The sequence below is a fragment of the Mesorhizobium sp. P2_C7 genome (genome assembly GCF_056404515.1).
In genome coordinates, this window is record NZ_JBFUDW010000004.1 from 383,920 (window position 1) to 399,147 (window position 15,228).

Genomic DNA, 15,228 nt, shown 5'->3' on the forward strand with positions numbered 1-15,228 from the left:
AATTGAAAACCGTTCTGAAAATGGGCGCGTCGGCGGCCTTGTGCCTTGGCGTGCTTGCTCATCCGGCACTCGCCGAGGACAACATCGTCAAGATCGGCGTCGTCGCGGCGGAGTCGGGCTCGTTCGTTTCCGCCGGCCATACCTTGCCGGCGGGCGTCGGACTGGCCGTGAAACAGATCAACGACGCCGGCGGCATCAATGTCGGCGGCAAGAACTACAAACTGGAAATGGTCAAACGCGACGACCGCACGGATATCGCGACCGCAATCGCCGCCACCCAGGAACTGGTGCGCGACGTGAAGGTGCAGGCGATCTTCGGATCGGAAACGCATGACTTCACCCTGGCCATGGCCAAGATCACGCAGCCGGCCAAGATCATCCATTTCGCCGGCAATTCGACGCTGGCGAAAATCCTGACACCGGACTCGGTCAAGCCGGGCGGCGAGGATCATTATCTCTTCCAGTCCGAGCCGCAGGAGTTCCAGCGGTCCGGATCGACCGCGCGCGGCGTGCTGACCCTGCTCGAGCCGCTGCTTGGCTATAAGCCGAAGAAATCGGTCATGATCGTCGGCAACGACGCCACCGGCCAGTTCCTGTCGTCCTACTATTTCAAGGCGCTGAAGGCCGAGGGGCAGGACGTTCCCGACATCATCTTCTATCCGCCTGACACGACCGACTTCTCGCCGTTCCTGACCCGCGCCAAGAGCCTCAATCCGGATATCATCCACTTCTGGTACAATGGCGATTCAACGCTGACGGCGCTGCCGCAGGCGCTCGAACTGGGAGCCGCCAAGAGCTATTTCCTGTTCGGCGTCGACCCCGGCATCTGGAAGGAAAAGCAGCTTTCAGCCGACGTGCCGGTGGCGATGAGCTGCGTGCCGGTATGCTGGGGCGAGTCGTCCAACCCGAAAGCCAAGGCCTATTTCGACGCTTACTTCGCGGCCGGCGCGCCGCACGGCGTGACCTCGTCGGTGTCGCTGCTTTACCACGACTATGTCCACTTCCTCGCCGAAGCGTGGGAGAAGGCGGGCAGCTTCGATCCGGACAAGACGGTCGAGGCGCTATTGACGCTGCACCATCAGGGCGTGGTCTCGGATGATCTGACCTTCAATCCAACCCATCAGGTCACCCATGCCACCGAGGTCTGCGCCGCGGCACCCGGCGGCGCCATCTCCTGCTCGATGCAACAGCCACCGGCTGAAGCACCGAAGAGCTGATCTGGCGAACCTATCTTGAGTTGGCGGCGTCACTCACGCCGCCAACCTCTCCTTCTCAGAAATGCAGGCAGGGCTTGAAAGCCGGCCACCACGTGAAAAGCGCCATCACTTCGACAGAGAATGCGAGCCGTGGACATTTTCATCCAGCAGATCCTCAACGGGCTTTCGATCGCCAGCGTCATCACGCTGATCGCCATCGGCGTCACCCTGATCTTCGGCCTGACCGGCATCATCAACTTTGCCCATGGCGAATTCCTGATGATCGGCGGCATCGTCACCTGGCTTGCGGTCAGCGCCGGCCTCGGCTTCCCGCTGGCGGTGGTGCTGGCGATCCTGGCGGTCGGGCTGATGGGCTACATCCTCGAGCGCGGCCTTTTCCGCTTCACGCTGGAGCGACCGACCAATGGCTTCATCGTCTCGCTCGGCCTCATCGTCGTGCTGCAGCATGTCGTCGTGCTGTTCTGGAACCCCAACCAGAAGAGCATTCCGCGCCCGCTGACCACGGTCTGGGAGGTCGGCGGCGTGCGCATCGCCTCGGTGCGGGTCATGGTCATCGCGATCACCATTGCCGTGGTGGCACTCAGCTTCCGCATGATCACGGCCAGCCGCTACGGCCGCGCCTTGCGGGCAAGCGTCGAGGACCGCGACACCGCGGCCCTGATGGGCATTCCGGTGCGCCGCTACATCACCGGCGTGTTCGTGCTCGGCAGTGCGTTGGCCGGGCTCGGCGGGGCGCTGCTGATCGCGCTGTTTCCGATCACGCCGTTCACCGGCGGCACCATGGTGATGAAGGGCTTTGCCGTGGCGCTGATCGGCGGGCTCGGCAACATCTACGGCGCCGTCGCCGCAGGGCTTATCCTCGGCATCGTCGAAGGCTTCAGCGCCGGCTACGGCTTCTCGCAATGGACCGATGCCTACTCCTTCGCCCTGATGATCCTGGTGCTGATCGTTCGCCCGCATGGCCTGTTCGGCGGCACCAGCGGACCCCGGATGGCGTCATGACGGCAGGCCTCCACGAGGATCGCGCCGGTTCCGGCCTCAAGGCGTTGCGATCGCTGCTGCCGGTGCTGGTCATCCTGGCATTGATCGCGCTGGTGCCGTTGTTCTCGCCGAGCAACCGCTTCCTGTCGCTGGCGATCTCGGCCGGCATCAACGTGATCGCGCTCTACGGCCTGTCGGTTCTGTTCGGCCAGACCGGCATCCTGTCGATGGGGCACGCGGCGCTGGTCGGCGTCGGCGCCTATGCGGCGGCGATCCTGGCGCGGGACTTTGGCGTGGGGTTTTGGGCAGCACTGCCGGCGGCGGCCTTGGCAAGTGCCGTGTTCGCGATGATCGTCGGCATTCCGTCGCTGCGCGTCGGCGGCCATCATTTTGTCATCATGACCTTTGCCTTCGGGCAGTTGCTGGCCATCGTGCTCACCAATGGCGGCGACTATACGGGTGCGGCGACAGGACTTGACCTCGCCGGCCCGGTCACCCTGTTCGGCGCCGATATGAGCGATTTGACGCGCTACTACCTGATGGTGGTGGCCTTCGTGACGGCCGCGGCGGTGGCGAGCTGGGCGATCATCAACTCGTCCTATGGCCGCACGCTGCGCGCCATCCGGGAGAACGAGAAGCTTGCCGCCTCGCTCGGCATCAATGTCGGACGGCACAAGATCGGCGCCTTCGTCGTCAGCGGCGTCTTTGCCGGCATCTCCGGCGTGTTGCTGGCCTATTTCCTCGGCCACATCTCGCCGTCGCAGTTCTCCTCCTTCCCCAGCATCTATTTGGCGCTGATGGTCATGATCGGCGGCGCCCGCCTGATCGAGGGACCGCTCGCCGGCGGCATCCTGGTCGCCTTTCTGCCGGAAGTGCTCAACCTCGATCCGGTCCAGTCGCGCATCGTCTACGGCGTCTGCCTGATCGCGGTGATCATGCTTTTGCCCGACGGCCTGATCGGCGGCATCGTGCGCGCGCTTCGTGCAGTGTTGTCAGGCAAGCCGAAACAGGAGACGGAACAGCGCAACGCGGCGCCCTCGGAGGCGCGGCGATGAGCCCGATCCTGGCGATCAGCGGCCTGAGCAAGCAGTTCGGCGGCGTCACAGCTCTGGCCGGTGTCGACCTCGCCATCGAAGAGGGTGAAATCCTAGGTGTCGTCGGTCCGAACGGTTCGGGCAAGACGACGCTGTTCAATGTCGTCACCGGCGTGCACCGGCCGAGCGGCGGCACCGTGCTGTTTCGCGGTCAGGACATCACCGGCCTCAAGCCGTATGCCATATCGCGGGCCGGCATCGGCTACACCTTCCAGCAGGCGATGGCCTTTGCGGGACTTGGCGTGCTGGAGAATGTCCGCATCGCCGGTGAGCATGTCGGGACTGGCAGCATCGCCAACCCGTGGCCGACGCCGCAGGCGCTGCTCGACTTCGTCGGGCTGAGCGCGGTTGCCAATGAGAAGGCCGGCGTGCTGCCGTTCGGCAGCCTGCGCCTGCTCGGCCTTGCGCTGGCGCTCGCCACGCGGCCGTCGCTGCTCCTGCTCGACGAACCCGCCGCAGGCCTCAACGACCGCGAAACCACCGCTCTTGTGGGTCTCGTCCGCCAGCTTCCCGGCCACGGCATATCCGTCTGCGTCATCGACCACGACATGAAGCTGATGCAGATGCTGTGCCGACGCCTTGCCGTGCTCGACTTCGGCTCCAAGATCGCCGATGGGCCGACCGAGACGGTGCTTGCCGATCGCAAGGTGCTGGAAGTCTATCTGGGAGGCGATCTGTGAACCTGCTCGCCGTTTCCGATGTCGTCACCGGCTATGGGCCGACCATCGTCAACCGCGGCGTCTCGCTGACGCTCGGGGCGGGCGAGATCGTCACCATCCTCGGCCCAAACGGCGCCGGCAAGTCGACACTGCTCAAGGCGATCGCCGGGCTGATCCGGCCGCGCGCCGGCAGCATCTCCTTCGACGGTACCGAGGTGACCGGGCTTGCCGCCGATGCCATGGCCAGGCGCGGCGTGGTGCTGGTGCCGGAAGGGCGCAAGATCTTCGTCGAGATGAGCGTCGAGGAGAATTTGCGTCTTGGCGCCTATGCGCGCCGCGACGATGCCGCCGTGGAGGCCGATTTCGAAACGATGCTGGGCTTCTTCCCGATCCTTGCCACCAAGCGGCGCGACAAGGGCGGCTCGCTGAGCGGCGGCCAGCAGCAGATGCTGGCCATTGCGCGCGGGCTGATGACGGGGCCGCGCGTGCTGCTGCTCGACGAACCGTCGCTCGGGCTGTCGCCGCTGCTGGTCAAGGAGATCAAGGCGATCATCCTCGGCATCGGCGAGCGCTTCGGCGCTTCTGTGCTGCTGGTCGAGCAGAATGCCGGCCTGGCGCTCTCCGTCGCGTCGCGCGGCTATCTCATGCAGAACGGCCGCATCGTCGTCTCGGGACCCATCGCCGAATTGCGCGACATGTCGCTGATGCGCGAACTCTATCTCGGCGTGGCGGGATGAGCGGCAAGTGCTCAGTCGTGGCTTGCCCTGTCGCGCAACTCCTCGAAGCGGGCATAGCTCTTGGTCAGATGGCTGCGCATGGCGCGCCGTGCCGCGTTGGCATCCCTGGCCTCGATTGCGGCGAGAATGGCGCGGTGCTCGCGCTGCATGCGTGCCAGGTATTTCTCCCGCTCGGGCAGGGTCATCCGGTCGAGCCGTATCCATTGGCGCGGGATCATGGCGCTGCCGAAGGTGTCGAACAGCCGGGTGAAATTGGCGTTCTGCGTCGCCGCGAGAATGGCGCGATGGAAACCGAAATCCTCTTCCGAGCCCGACCCGCCGGCGCGCACCGCCGCCTCCAGCGCGTCCAGCCGCGAACCCATCTGCTCGAGCGCCGCATCGCTTCGCCGCTCGGCGGCAAGCCCGGTCGCCTCGACCTCGATGCCCATGCGCAGTTCGAGCACGCGCAGCACCTCGTCGATCGATTCAAGATCGTCCGGCAGGATGGAAAAGGTCCTCGGCAGCGGATCCTTGGCGACGAAGGCGCCGAGGCCCTGGCGCGTGGTGATCAGGCCACGGGCGCGCAGTGCGGCGAGCGCCTCGCGCACGACTGTGCGGCTGACGCCGGTGGCGGCGACGATCTCCTGCTCGGTCGGCAGGCGCTGACCCGGCGCCAGGTCGCCGGATTCGATCTGCGCGATCAGCGTGTTGACGAGCCCGGTCCGCAGATTGGGCGCTTGCGGTATGGCATCGAAAAGCATGGGCTCCGCCATCGGGGGATACGGCCTCCGGTCCGATTCTTCGGCAACGGCCGATTCTTCTTCAAAGGATTGCATCGACAGGTGCCCGCCGCAAGGTGACGAAATGCGGCCCGCCAACGTGGGCCATTTGGAGGATTGCATGAAAGAACGCATAGGCTTCATTGGTCTGGGCAGCATGGGCGCCGGCATGGCCGACAATCTGCTGCGCAAGGGCTGGCCGCTGGCGGTCTGCGTGCATCGCAGCCGCACCGCCGCCGACCGGCTGATCGCAGCCGGCGCCACCGAAGCGGCAAGCGCGCGCGCGCTCGCCGCCGCCTGCGATGTCGTCATCCTGTGCGTCACCGGTTCGCGCGAGGTCGAAATGCTGGTCAAGGGGCCGGATGGCCTGGCCGCGGCAGGCAAGCCGCTGCTGGTCATCGACTGCTCGACCTCCAATCCATCCTCGACGACAGCGCTTGCGGCTGACCTCGCGGCACTTGGCGTGACGCTGATCGATGCACCGCTGGCGCGCACGCCCAAGGAAGCGGCCGAGGGCAAGCTCGACGTCATGGTCGGCGGCCCAGCCGAGGCGATCGCCCGCGCGCGGCCGGTGCTCGAGGCGTTTGCGGCGCGCGTCGTCCACACCGGCCCGACCGGCAGCGGCCACACGATGAAGCTGCTCAACAATTTCGTCTCGATGGGCTATTCGGCGATCTATTCGGAAGCGCTGACGCTCGGCGCCAAGGCCGGGCTGACGCCGCAGGTCTTCAACAGCGTCATTTCGGGCAGCCGCATGGATTGCGGTTTCTACCAGGCCTTCTTCGATTTCGTGCTGACCCGCAACGAGAACGCCCAGCGTTTCGCCATCGTCAATGCGCTCAAGGACATGACCTATCTCGCCTCTTTCGCCCAGGCCGCCGATGTCGCCAACCCGATCGGTGCGGCGGTGCGCAACGGCTTTGCCACCGCGGTCGCGACCGGCCATGGCAAGAAGTTCGTGCCGGCGCTGTCGGATATCATCGCCGGCCTGAACGGTGTCTCGCTGGTGGAGCCGCCGGAGATGTGATGGGAGCGGTTCTATTTCAGCGGCAGGAATAGCTCCGCGACCGTCTCATGCTCCGGCACCTCCGGGACGAAGCTCAGCCGCTGGCAATAGATCGGGAAGTCGCGCGCTTCCTCGCCGCTGGCCGGCAGCCAGTCGCGATAGAGGTAGAGTGCGGCAGGCTCCAGATTGTGGGTGTTGCCGACGACACGCAGCACCGCGCAGCGTCCGCCGGGGATCACGCCCGCCTTCATGTGTTCGTCGTTCGCCTCGATCGGTTGGCTGGTCCCGACACAAAGGTCCACGCTGTAATCGGCAGGCGACGCAGGACGCCTCTCGGAACGCCAGACATTGAAGGTCGGACTTGTCCTGGGATGCAGGCCGGCGGCCTTGCGCCAGGCGATGAACCGCTGGATGGTGGCGCCGAGCATCGCAGGGTCGCCCCGATGCTGCATGATCGCCACCGGCGTCGGGGCCACATCGCGGATCGTCACGTCGTCGGTGGTAAAAGTCTTCTGCATGAGCTTGCTCCTGGCGTTGTCGAGAGGCCCGAAGGCCGCAAGCCACGGCTCCCATTCGGGAGACTTCCGGAACGACGACGGCGATTGCCCGAACCGTTGCCGAAAGGCGCGGGCGAAGGCATCCGGTGCGTCGTAACCGGCATCCATCGCTATGTCCGTGACGCTTTGGGCATCCGTGTAGGCCAGCCGGTACGAAGCGCGCTTCATGCGGGCGAGTTGGACATAGCGATGCACCGACAATCCGAAAGTGGACATGAACTGCCGGTGGAAATGGTATTTCGAGAACGCCGCGACGCCGCTCAACGCTTCCAGGCCCAGATCGTCGTCCAGATGCCGGTCTATGTGGTCCAGCACCCGCTGCATCCGGGCATGGTAGTATTCAAGTGCCGCCTTCACCGTCTCTTCCTCCGTGGCGACACCAGCTACGCCCTTCGGCATACGGCGCGCTCGACCGATCTTGCGATTTGGCATGGCTGCCAGCACGGCATACGGGCAAGCCCGCTCTGCGTGAACGGCGGAGCATGGGTCGGCGATAGGCAGACGAAGACACTGCGATAGGAGCCGACCCTCACCGGGTACGCCGATGGCGAAGCGCCAGCTTTTCGTCTTATTCCCGCATGCCGGCCTTGCGCAAATTCTCGCGAAGGTGTTCCAGATCCCCGGAACTTTTGTAAGGCGTCATTTGGGGGCCAGTTCGCCCAACGATTGTGGCTGCCGGGTCTATTTGATTGATCCGCGCCACGGCCATCTTCGCTTCGGTCATATTCCCCAATGCAGCGTGACTGGCTGCCAAATAGAGCCAGCGGTACACCGTGTCGATTATCATTAAGCTACGCAAAGCCGTGACTGCTTCATGGTATTGTCGGGAGTCGAAATAAATCTGGCCGAGCTGTACGACGTACCACTCGGGATGGCGAGGATTAAGCCGCAACGCCTTTTGTGCTGCGTCGAGGCCTTCGGTGGTTCTTCCCGCGCAACTCAGGCAGTAGCCAAAGTCCATGAGAATGTCTGCATCATTGGGATTGAGATCAAGGGCGCGGTGAAATGCTGCAATGGCAGGTTCGTACTGCCCGCAATACAAGCAGTGTCCTGCGAGAGCGTAGTGGCCCCACGCTTCAGCGTCGTCGCGTTCGATGGCGAGATTGGCGTAGCGCAAAGCATGAGCCAACGAGGACTCGGGGTTCTCGCTAAATCCATCGACTACGTCCATCATGTGCGTCCAGGCAACCTTCGCAAAGGCCTTGCCAAATTTGGGATCCCGCTCACCGGCCTTGCGAAAGAGTTCGCGTGCACGCTGATTGCCCTCCTTGGTAATATGGCCCATAGCCTCCATACCCCGCACGAAGTAGTCCAGCGCTTGAAAGTTCCGCGTCCCAGCGACTTCCGGGCGCTCTTGCCACGCCTTTAACAGTCGGCCTCCGTACGCTGTGGCCAAACTGCCAATTATTCTTTCGGTGACATCGTCCTGCACGGAAAAGATATCGTCGACGCCCCGGTCGTAGCGTTCTGCCCAAAGGTGCCCCCCGGTCTTGCCGTCAATGAGCTGGGCCGTAATCCGGACGCGGTCCTTCGACCTCTGGACGCTGCCCTCCAGGATATAGCGGGCACCCAGCTCCCGGCTGGCATCCTGTATCTTCGTGGCTTTGCCCTTGTAGGCGAACGTCGAATTGCTCGCGATGACGAAAAGATCGCGAAACCGAGACAATCCGGTGATGACGTTCTCTGTGATCCCATCGGCAAAGTAGTCCTGCTGACGGTCGTCGCTCATATTGACGAACGGCAGCAACGCGATGGAGGGCTTGTCCGAAGGCGAAGGCTGCGCGATAGGGACTTCGGCAGGCACATCCAGGCGCACTGCATAGGCTCGAACGGGCCGCTCGACATTCCTAAGTGTCTGGTCGCCAATGTCATCGAACTGAAGATCGAGGCGACTTCCAAGATGGTCTCGCACCGCCCCCGAGACCGTGACACCGCCTGCCGGAGCTATGCCTTCAAGCCTGGCCGCAATATTCACCCCATCACCGAACACATCATCACCCTCGATGATTACGTCTCCGACGTTGATCCCGATCCGGTATTGTATTGCCCGGGTTTCGGGTATGGCTCCGTTTCGGTCCGACATGGCCCGCTGGATATCGACCGCACAAGCCACGGCGTTGACGACGCTCGGAAACTCGGCGAGGACGCCATCGCCAGTCGTCTTGAAGATGCGGCCTTGGTGCTCGGCCATCTTGGGGTCGATGAGGTCGGCTCGTATCGTCTTCAGTTTGCCAAGTGTGCCGGCCTCGTCGCTGCCCATCAGGCGCGTATAGCCCACCACGTCAGCGGCCAGGATTGCGGCAAGACGGCGTTGGACGCGTCCCTCGGCCATTCGCGAAATTGTCCTTCAAGCGCAGCAGAACCGGGATTGTACGGGCGACGGCTGGCCGAGTCCACGAGCCGGAACATCGCCCTGGCCATTTGCGGTCCCTCCTCTAGCGGCTTGCTCTGCGCGGGGCCGAGAGCGCGTCGAGCCGCTCTTGAAGGTGCCCGTTGAGCACGATCATTTCCTTGAGCGCCTTCATCACGTCGCCCTTGTAGACTGCGATGAAGTCCTCGGCATGGGCCTGGAGGGCGGCCTCCTGACGGCTGTTGAGTGTGACAATGCGATCCACGGCAATTCCTCCAAACGCTGCATGGCCGCAGTGAACAAAAAGGGAACGAAAATGTCAAGAGCGAATTGACTCGGCGAGGAATAGGTTCCTATTTTTGGCCATGCCGGAACAGAGCAGACGACCGCGCCGCCTTGTGCAGACCTTGTGCCGAGCGCATGAGGTCGGGCAGCTGATCCGCGTCCGCTGCATCAACTGCAACATCACCCGCCACTACCTGCCGGGGGACCTCGCCAAGCTCGTCGGGGACATTCCGTTTTGGGACGTGGCCCGGCACATGCGTTGCGAGCGGTGCAAACGCCGCGAGCTCGACGTGGATATCCTGCTGCCAAGCGCATTGGAGGGCATGAAGATACGCGTCAGGCGGCTTGTCGAAATCCGCATGGTGCGGCGGGTGATCTGGAGAGACGAGGATTAATCGACACGTGCTTTCGCTTGGAGATCGGATAGCAACGGGATATCTTGGTCGCTGGGTTGGAGGGGGAAATGTCAAAAGTCATAGCTGCTGTGGCTCTGGCGGTCGCCATATTTGGATGGGCTACAGACTCTCAAGCCGCGAACGCATCCCGAGAGAAATGCACGTGCGATGCGAAACCGGGAACTATTCAAGACAATGGTGCTTGGGTGGACAATGCGACCGCCTGCTGGTCAACAGTCGATGAGCAACGAGAGTGGTGCAAAATTACCGTGCAGGCCATTGAGGGCGATGAGAGACAGAAAGCCATCATCAATGAGCTTATCCGGACAAAGGACGATCCAGCAGACCTGATCGCTTTCTTGCAGACCCAGGCCCAGAGTTCGATCAAATCGAATGGTGATCAATCCTCGGACGAATTTGCCAAGGCTAGGTCGGAACTACCAGCGGTCATGAAGAGCTTCGATGCGCTGACGGCGGCTTGCATTGACGGGTTTCTTCATCACGCCAAAGACCACCGGCCTTTCAAAGACATTGATGAAGGCGCGTTTGCATGCCACATCGGCGAAGCGACGGGGTGGCTAAGGATGTCGTACAGAATCGGTGAAATTCAGTTCGTTTTTATGATCGCCCCTGATGCCTAAGTGGGTCAAGAGATGGTGGAAATGGCTAACTGCCGGAGCCGGTGGCGTGATCATTCTCGCAATCGTCGGCGGCCCACTGGGGGATCTCGGTAGTCAACTTGTATCCTCGGCACGTGAGTTCATTTTTCCACCGTCACAGGATATCACACTCGATTTCAATGATGTCTTGTCGTGCTCGCAGGGTAAGCTGGTCGATATCCGGAAGATGTTCGACGATCCAAACATACCGCTTACGAACGGTGCGGATATGCTGACGATTTGCGATACAGAATCTTTACAGACGACTCGGCCGGGCTTGATTGACGCCTTACGAATGCGGTTTCCCGGTTGCCTCGTCTGGCGGGGCAAGGACAGTGGTGGACTCATTATGGTGCGCAAGGGCGAGGCCGTGTGCGCCCTGTCAGGCGGCAAAGGCTTTGTCTGTGATGGCGCGATGGGCCGGCACTCCTCAGGAACCAATGCCACCGGGGATTCGGTTGATCCGGTTAGACCATGCCCGGACTCGACCTTGCGGCGGTTTGGGTTCCAGTCCTGATTCCACGTCCACCTCGACCTCTACAATAGTGATAGTTGACCGTCCGGTCCGCCAATCCGCTGCGGAAACTTGATCTGCGTGGCCGGCTTCTCGACAATCACCAGGGCATCGTCCGGGGCCGTGCGCTGCAGCCGCCTCGCTTCCGACCACGGTGCTGTCAGCCACGTCTCGGTTTCCTCCTGCGTGCTCAGGATCACCGGCATGGCTTTCTCGTGGATCGGCTTGATGAGGGCGTTGGGCGCGGTCGTCATGAAACCGTAAAGCTCGAAGTCGCCGGGACCATCCTTGACCTTGCGCACCCCCTGCCATGGCGTCCAGAGCCCAGCGAAGAAGAACAGCGGGCGATCCTCATTGAGCGCGAACCAATAGTTCCGCTGGATGCCCGTCTCGGGGTCCTTGTCGCCGGGCGTCGGGCTCGGCTCCGCGAAACTCGTCACGGGCACCACGCAGCGGTTCTCGACGCCGACATACTGTTGCCAATGGCCATACTGTGGATTGCGTATGTTGGTGGTGCCGTAGTCGGCCTTGCCCTTCATCCGCTCGGCGGGTGTCGGCATGCCCCACAGAAGGTTGGCGAGCTCGCGCTGCCCGTCCAGCGCGTTGCGCACCACCGGGGCGGGTTGGTTGGGATAGATGTCGATGGACGGCTCGAGGTTGCCCAAGATGTCCCGCAAAGTCCGGGTCCACTGGCGGATAGCTTCTTGCGACGTGGTGATGTTGTAGAGGTTACACATGGCCGCACTCTGCCGCGAGAGCGGTCCTGCGACTAGTCGAAATCGGCGCGGCGGTGCGCAACGGCTTCGCCATCGAGGTCGCAACCGGCCATGGCGGGAAAGTTCGTGCCGGCATTGTCCGATGTCATCGCCGGCCTGAACGGCGAAGTGGTTGATCAGACCGGCAAGCGTGCGCCCGGCAAGAGCTTCACCATGGTAGAACTGATACTTGAGTACATGACGGCTTTGATCGGCAGCGCGGGCGCGTCGACGTGGACACCGCAGTTAGGTTGCTGATCCCGAACGTGCCGAAATTCCCAAGTGGTGAGCGATGCAGGTCAAGCGGCCACGTCATACCGTTGAGTGATGACCAACTTCACTGCTAGCTGGATTATTGAATACCGGCGTGCATTGAGCAATGGCCGGGTTATCAAGAAGGGCAAGCCAGATAAAGAAAGCAGCGATGTGTAGAGCGATCACCGCACCGTCTTTGGTTGCTTTCGCTACATAAAGCCACGGTGTTGTGGTACTCAGCCCCCGGGGGGTGGTCGCTCGATGTGGATTTTCAGAGTAGTTCGCGATGTTCTCGCGTGGCTTGGTTTTCTCGCCGTAATCGCGGTCGCTTTGCCTTTCCTTATAGGCCCAACCTGGTGCTCGGGCGACGGGTGTTCGGTACAAGGCTGGTTTGGTGCTTTGAGCGGTTGGGCGGCCGCCATAGCCGTGGCTTGTACGATCAAGCTTTTGTGGAAGCAGACCAACGAAGCGGCGAGGGCGGCTGACATCGGTCAGCAAGCGTTGGAGCATGCGCAGCAAATCAGCAAGGCGCAACTGCGAGCTTACATATTCCTGATTACGGCAAAGTTCAAAGATGACGATGGCAAGGTTCAGCTCGTGTTCCAAAACACTGGCAGCACTCCCGCACGAAACATGAAATTGAGAATCGAAGCCACGATTACCAGCAACGCTGCCAATACGTCTGTACCTATAGTTGATCCTGGCTCGGATCACGGTCCTCTAGCTCCGAACGATACTTTTACTTACGTGGCTCCAATGCTTGGACCTAAGATCGTGGATCGAGCTCGTTCCGGCAAAGAAGCGATCGTCTTCGATGGGGTGCTTAACTATGAGGATGTGTTCGGCGAGCCACGCACAACGCGCTTTCGTTGCTTCACCTATGCCGAGAACGGAAAGATCGCAGAGAACATGAACTCGGCCATTGCCGGCAGCTTTTTTGACTAGGATAGACGTCCCCAAATGCCGCTTTGGTACCGCGGCGTGCCCTTGGCAATTTCAACGCGAAATACTTATGTCTTGTTCGGGAGGGGCATCATGAACAAATTCGACGAAATGTTGCGGCGTGACGATCTGTGGTTTCAGGTCGCGATCACTGTCGCTGTATTGGTTTTTTTCAGCGTCGGGATCGGCACCTTGATCGCCCTCTTCGCAGGCAGCACCGATGCTATCGGGGCTCGCATCGACATAGTCTACAAGCTCGGCCTCATCGGAGCAGGTCTTATCACTTTTTGCACAGTGGTTTGGCGCGGCCTGCTGGCGACGCAGCAGGTCGACGCTCAGCGAAAACAACTCGAAAAGTTGTCCGCGCAGATTGTCGCCACGGAAAACAGCAACTTGGCGGCCCTGCTGCAGAAAGGTGCTGAATTGATTGCCGAAACCGACAAGCCGGCGAGAGTCACGGCCGGCATAGCATCCTTGCGCGCGGTCGGCGAAGGGCCAGATGATAAGTTCGCAGTGCAGGCGATGGATATTCTTGCCGACTACATCCAGCAGCGCCATCTGCGCGTCTTCAGTGATCAGGTGGGGCGATCTGCAATCAACGCGCTTGCGATCGTGCACTACAAGACCAAGCGGGTCTCGACCAGAAGTCTCGATTTCACTTTTGACCCGGAGCACGAAGACCCCGAGAACGATGTTCGTTTTGACGTCATCGCCGGCGTCACGAAGATCACCTACAGGGGCGGATACTTTGAAGGTTCGGAATTGACCGAGGCCGCGTTTGGGGGCGCGATCGTCGACCTGAACAGGGTCAGAATCAATGAGGGCCACGTCGACTTTAGATGCGTGAATTTGACGAGGTGCTTTCTGAGGGAGGTATCGATTCTTCGCTTCGATTTACGATGGATGTATAACAGTGAACTTACCGATTGCGACTTCAGCGACTGCGACGTCTATACCCCATTTCTCTTCCCTGATCTGAGAGCCGGGAGAAACTATTACCGACCGTTCCATGAGCCTAAGAGCGACATGCTCGATATGGATTGGTCGACCGTGTTGCACGAGGGGCAACCGCTCGCTGAAGAGGTCGATCAAGACGAGTCGATATTCGGCCTGCCTTTGGACTGAGCGGATCATGCTGCCACCGCCTTCGTGGCGGACGGCTTCTTCGCTGGGCCCCGATTGCTGCGCAATCTTCCTGGCCTTTGTTGGACCCGCCTCGTCAGAGCGCGGAAACGCCGAGCCGTGCAGCCGATAAAGCGCGGGTCTGGGCGGCACCGTTATCCAGCAGCCTGCTTGCGGATAGCCTTCCTCAGCCTCGCGTGCCGCACCGGAGCTGTTGGCGCTGCCTCCGTCTCACCATCATGCAACCCCACCCGCAGAGCCGCGCCCGCCAGGTGGTCGCGCATGGCTGTCTGCGCCGCCTCGGCGTCGCCGGCGCGGATGGCGGCCAGGATGCGCTCGTGCTCGCCGAGCGTGATGCGGGCCATGTCGTCCGATTTCTGCTGGTTGCCGGCGGCAAGGATGCTCTCGCGCACCCGCTCGGACACGAAGACCAGGAACTGGCCCATATAGGCGTTGCGCGTCGCCTCGGCGACGGTGCGGTGGAACTCGAGGTCGCTGCGCAGCCAGGCGACGCTGCCATAGGGGGCCGCGCGCATGCCGGCCAGCGCATCGCCCATCGCGGTGAGATCGGCTTCGGTGCGCCGCCTTGCGGCAAGGGCTGCCGCCTGCACTTCGAGGATGCCGCGCAGCTCGAACAGGTTGCGGAAGGAATCGGCGCGCTGCAGCGCCTCATAGTCGATGGTCAGCACCGTCGGGTTGGTGCTCTCCACGACGAAGGCGCCGCGCCCCTGCTGCGACCAGATGCGGCCTTCCGAGCGCAGCCGGGCAATCGCCTCGCGCACGACGTTGCGGCTGACGCCGAAGGTGGTGGCCAGCGCCTGCTCGGTCGGCAGCTGGTCGCCGGGCTTCAGGCGCCCCTGCGCGATCTCGCGCGAGATGGAACTCGCAACCAAAGTGGAAAGGTGCGGACCGCGATTGACCTTGTCGAGCTTCAGCGTCATC

General features: G+C 62.1%; 19 protein-coding genes. 12 read left to right on the forward strand and 7 right to left on the reverse strand.

The genetic code is table 11. From position 1 onward, the window contains the following. Positions 1–2 precede the first annotated feature (2 nt). The 5 genes from AC1D2G_RS11690 to AC1D2G_RS11710 all read left to right on the forward strand — a co-directional run bounded on the left by AC1D2G_RS11690 (position 3) and on the right by AC1D2G_RS11710 (position 4,688). On the forward strand, positions 3–1,217 hold the full coding sequence (locus AC1D2G_RS11690) for an ABC transporter substrate-binding protein (protein ID WP_477225770.1): 1,215 nt from the start codon (positions 3–5) through the stop codon (positions 1,215–1,217). Positions 1,218–1,337: 120 nt separating this feature from the next. Beyond that, positions 1,338–2,219: a branched-chain amino acid ABC transporter permease gene (locus tag AC1D2G_RS11695; RefSeq protein WP_095080594.1), complete on the forward strand. Its 882-nt coding sequence runs from the start codon at positions 1,338–1,340 to the stop codon at positions 2,217–2,219. Further along, entirely contained in the window at positions 2,216–3,253 is a 1,038-nt protein-coding gene (locus AC1D2G_RS11700; protein WP_477414047.1) for a branched-chain amino acid ABC transporter permease, read from the forward strand. Before AC1D2G_RS11695 ends, AC1D2G_RS11700 begins: the two co-directional genes overlap by 4 nt. Beyond that, complete coding sequence (locus AC1D2G_RS11705) at positions 3,250–3,972, forward strand: ABC transporter ATP-binding protein (RefSeq protein ID WP_477414049.1); 723 nt, start codon at positions 3,250–3,252, stop codon at positions 3,970–3,972. Before AC1D2G_RS11700 ends, AC1D2G_RS11705 begins: the two co-directional genes overlap by 4 nt. Then, positions 3,969–4,688: an ABC transporter ATP-binding protein gene (locus AC1D2G_RS11710; protein WP_477414051.1), complete on the forward strand. Its 720-nt coding sequence runs from the start codon at positions 3,969–3,971 to the stop codon at positions 4,686–4,688. The genes AC1D2G_RS11705 and AC1D2G_RS11710 overlap by 4 nt, the downstream gene beginning before the upstream one ends. Positions 4,689–4,699: 11 nt before the next feature. Here AC1D2G_RS11710 and AC1D2G_RS11715 read toward each other — a convergent pair whose 3' ends face one another. Then, positions 4,700–5,440, reverse strand: a complete 741-nt coding sequence (locus AC1D2G_RS11715) for a FadR/GntR family transcriptional regulator (RefSeq protein WP_184871733.1) — start codon at positions 5,438–5,440, stop codon at positions 4,700–4,702. A gap of 127 nt (positions 5,441–5,567) precedes the next feature. Here AC1D2G_RS11715 and AC1D2G_RS11720 point away from each other — a divergent pair, with 127 nt between their 5' ends. Then, positions 5,568–6,473 (forward strand): NAD(P)-dependent oxidoreductase, encoded by a 906-nt coding sequence (locus AC1D2G_RS11720; protein ID WP_457152744.1) that lies wholly within the window; start codon positions 5,568–5,570, stop codon positions 6,471–6,473. Positions 6,474–6,484: 11 nt separating this feature from the next. On the opposite strand, the gene AC1D2G_RS11725 is transcribed toward AC1D2G_RS11720, so the two are convergent. The 3 genes from AC1D2G_RS11725 to AC1D2G_RS11735 all read right to left on the reverse strand — a co-directional run bounded on the left by AC1D2G_RS11725 (position 6,485) and on the right by AC1D2G_RS11735 (position 9,624). Next, positions 6,485–7,366 (reverse strand): AraC family transcriptional regulator, encoded by an 882-nt coding sequence (locus AC1D2G_RS11725; RefSeq protein WP_477414130.1) that lies wholly within the window; start codon positions 7,364–7,366, stop codon positions 6,485–6,487. A 211-nt stretch (positions 7,367–7,577) separates the two neighbouring features. Next, positions 7,578–9,341, reverse strand: a complete 1,764-nt coding sequence (locus AC1D2G_RS11730) for an adenylate/guanylate cyclase domain-containing protein (RefSeq protein WP_477414053.1) — start codon at positions 9,339–9,341, stop codon at positions 7,578–7,580. Positions 9,342–9,444: 103 nt separating this feature from the next. Continuing rightward, positions 9,445–9,624, reverse strand: coding sequence for a hypothetical protein (locus AC1D2G_RS11735; RefSeq protein WP_477225763.1), 180 nt, complete (start codon positions 9,622–9,624; stop codon positions 9,445–9,447). 100 nt (positions 9,625–9,724) lie between these two features. Here AC1D2G_RS11735 and AC1D2G_RS11740 point away from each other — a divergent pair, with 100 nt between their 5' ends. The 3 genes from AC1D2G_RS11740 to AC1D2G_RS11750 all read left to right on the forward strand — a co-directional run bounded on the left by AC1D2G_RS11740 (position 9,725) and on the right by AC1D2G_RS11750 (position 11,215). Further along, positions 9,725–10,039, forward strand: a complete 315-nt coding sequence (locus AC1D2G_RS11740; protein WP_477414132.1) for a hypothetical protein — start codon at positions 9,725–9,727, stop codon at positions 10,037–10,039. Positions 10,040–10,107: 68 nt separating this feature from the next. Then, positions 10,108–10,680 carry a hypothetical protein gene (locus AC1D2G_RS11745; RefSeq protein ID WP_477414055.1) on the forward strand — a complete coding sequence of 191 codons (573 nt, stop codon included), beginning with the start codon at positions 10,108–10,110 and terminating at the stop codon, positions 10,678–10,680. Between the two features lie 46 nt (positions 10,681–10,726). Further along, entirely contained in the window at positions 10,727–11,215 is a 489-nt protein-coding gene (locus tag AC1D2G_RS11750; protein WP_477414057.1) for a hypothetical protein, read from the forward strand. A 20-nt stretch (positions 11,216–11,235) separates the two neighbouring features. On the opposite strand, the gene AC1D2G_RS11755 is transcribed toward AC1D2G_RS11750, so the two are convergent. Continuing rightward, entirely contained in the window at positions 11,236–11,949 is a 714-nt protein-coding gene (locus AC1D2G_RS11755; protein WP_477414059.1) for an SOS response-associated peptidase, read from the reverse strand. A gap of 90 nt (positions 11,950–12,039) precedes the next feature. On the opposite strand from AC1D2G_RS11755, the gene AC1D2G_RS11760 reads away from it, so the two are divergent. Beyond that, a complete protein-coding gene (locus tag AC1D2G_RS11760; RefSeq protein WP_477414061.1) occupies positions 12,040–12,225 on the forward strand; it encodes a hypothetical protein in 186 nt (61 codons plus the stop codon). A gap of 54 nt (positions 12,226–12,279) precedes the next feature. Here the strand turns inward: AC1D2G_RS11760 and AC1D2G_RS11765 are convergent, their stop codons facing one another. Then, positions 12,280–12,828: a hypothetical protein gene (locus AC1D2G_RS11765; protein ID WP_477414063.1), complete on the reverse strand. Its 549-nt coding sequence runs from the start codon at positions 12,826–12,828 to the stop codon at positions 12,280–12,282. A gap of 33 nt (positions 12,829–12,861) precedes the next feature. Here AC1D2G_RS11765 and AC1D2G_RS11770 point away from each other — a divergent pair, with 33 nt between their 5' ends. Next, entirely contained in the window at positions 12,862–13,167 is a 306-nt protein-coding gene (locus tag AC1D2G_RS11770) for a hypothetical protein (RefSeq protein WP_477414065.1), read from the forward strand. 90 nt (positions 13,168–13,257) lie between these two features. Further along, a complete protein-coding gene (locus AC1D2G_RS11775; protein WP_477414067.1) occupies positions 13,258–14,289 on the forward strand; it encodes a hypothetical protein in 1,032 nt (343 codons plus the stop codon). 152 nt (positions 14,290–14,441) lie between these two features. Here the strand turns inward: AC1D2G_RS11775 and AC1D2G_RS11780 are convergent, their stop codons facing one another. Then, positions 14,442–15,227, reverse strand: coding sequence for a FadR/GntR family transcriptional regulator (locus AC1D2G_RS11780; protein WP_477414069.1), 786 nt, complete (start codon positions 15,225–15,227; stop codon positions 14,442–14,444). Position 15,228 lies beyond the last annotated feature (1 nt).

Coding starts and splice junctions, on each gene's coding strand:
- AC1D2G_RS11695 (WP_095080594.1), top strand. CDS start 1,338: ATGCGAGCCGTGGACATTTTCATCCAGCAGATCCTCAACGGGCTTTCG.
- AC1D2G_RS11740 (WP_477414132.1), top strand. CDS start 9,725: ATGCCGGAACAGAGCAGACGACCGCGCCGCCTTGTGCAGACCTTGTGC.
- AC1D2G_RS11700 (WP_477414047.1), top strand. CDS start 2,216: ATGACGGCAGGCCTCCACGAGGATCGCGCCGGTTCCGGCCTCAAGGCG.
- AC1D2G_RS11775 (WP_477414067.1), top strand. CDS start 13,258: ATGAACAAATTCGACGAAATGTTGCGGCGTGACGATCTGTGGTTTCAG.
- AC1D2G_RS11720 (WP_457152744.1), top strand. CDS start 5,568: ATGAAAGAACGCATAGGCTTCATTGGTCTGGGCAGCATGGGCGCCGGC.
- AC1D2G_RS11730 (WP_477414053.1), bottom strand. CDS start 9,341: ATGGCCGAGGGACGCGTCCAACGCCGTCTTGCCGCAATCCTGGCCGCT.
- AC1D2G_RS11705 (WP_477414049.1), top strand. CDS start 3,250: ATGAGCCCGATCCTGGCGATCAGCGGCCTGAGCAAGCAGTTCGGCGGC.
- AC1D2G_RS11715 (WP_184871733.1), bottom strand. CDS start 5,440: ATGGCGGAGCCCATGCTTTTCGATGCCATACCGCAAGCGCCCAATCTG.
- AC1D2G_RS11745 (WP_477414055.1), top strand. CDS start 10,108: ATGTCAAAAGTCATAGCTGCTGTGGCTCTGGCGGTCGCCATATTTGGA.
- AC1D2G_RS11755 (WP_477414059.1), bottom strand. CDS start 11,949: ATGTGTAACCTCTACAACATCACCACGTCGCAAGAAGCTATCCGCCAG.
- AC1D2G_RS11760 (WP_477414061.1), top strand. CDS start 12,040: ATGGCGGGAAAGTTCGTGCCGGCATTGTCCGATGTCATCGCCGGCCTG.
- AC1D2G_RS11780 (WP_477414069.1), bottom strand. CDS start 15,227: ATGACGCTGAAGCTCGACAAGGTCAATCGCGGTCCGCACCTTTCCACT.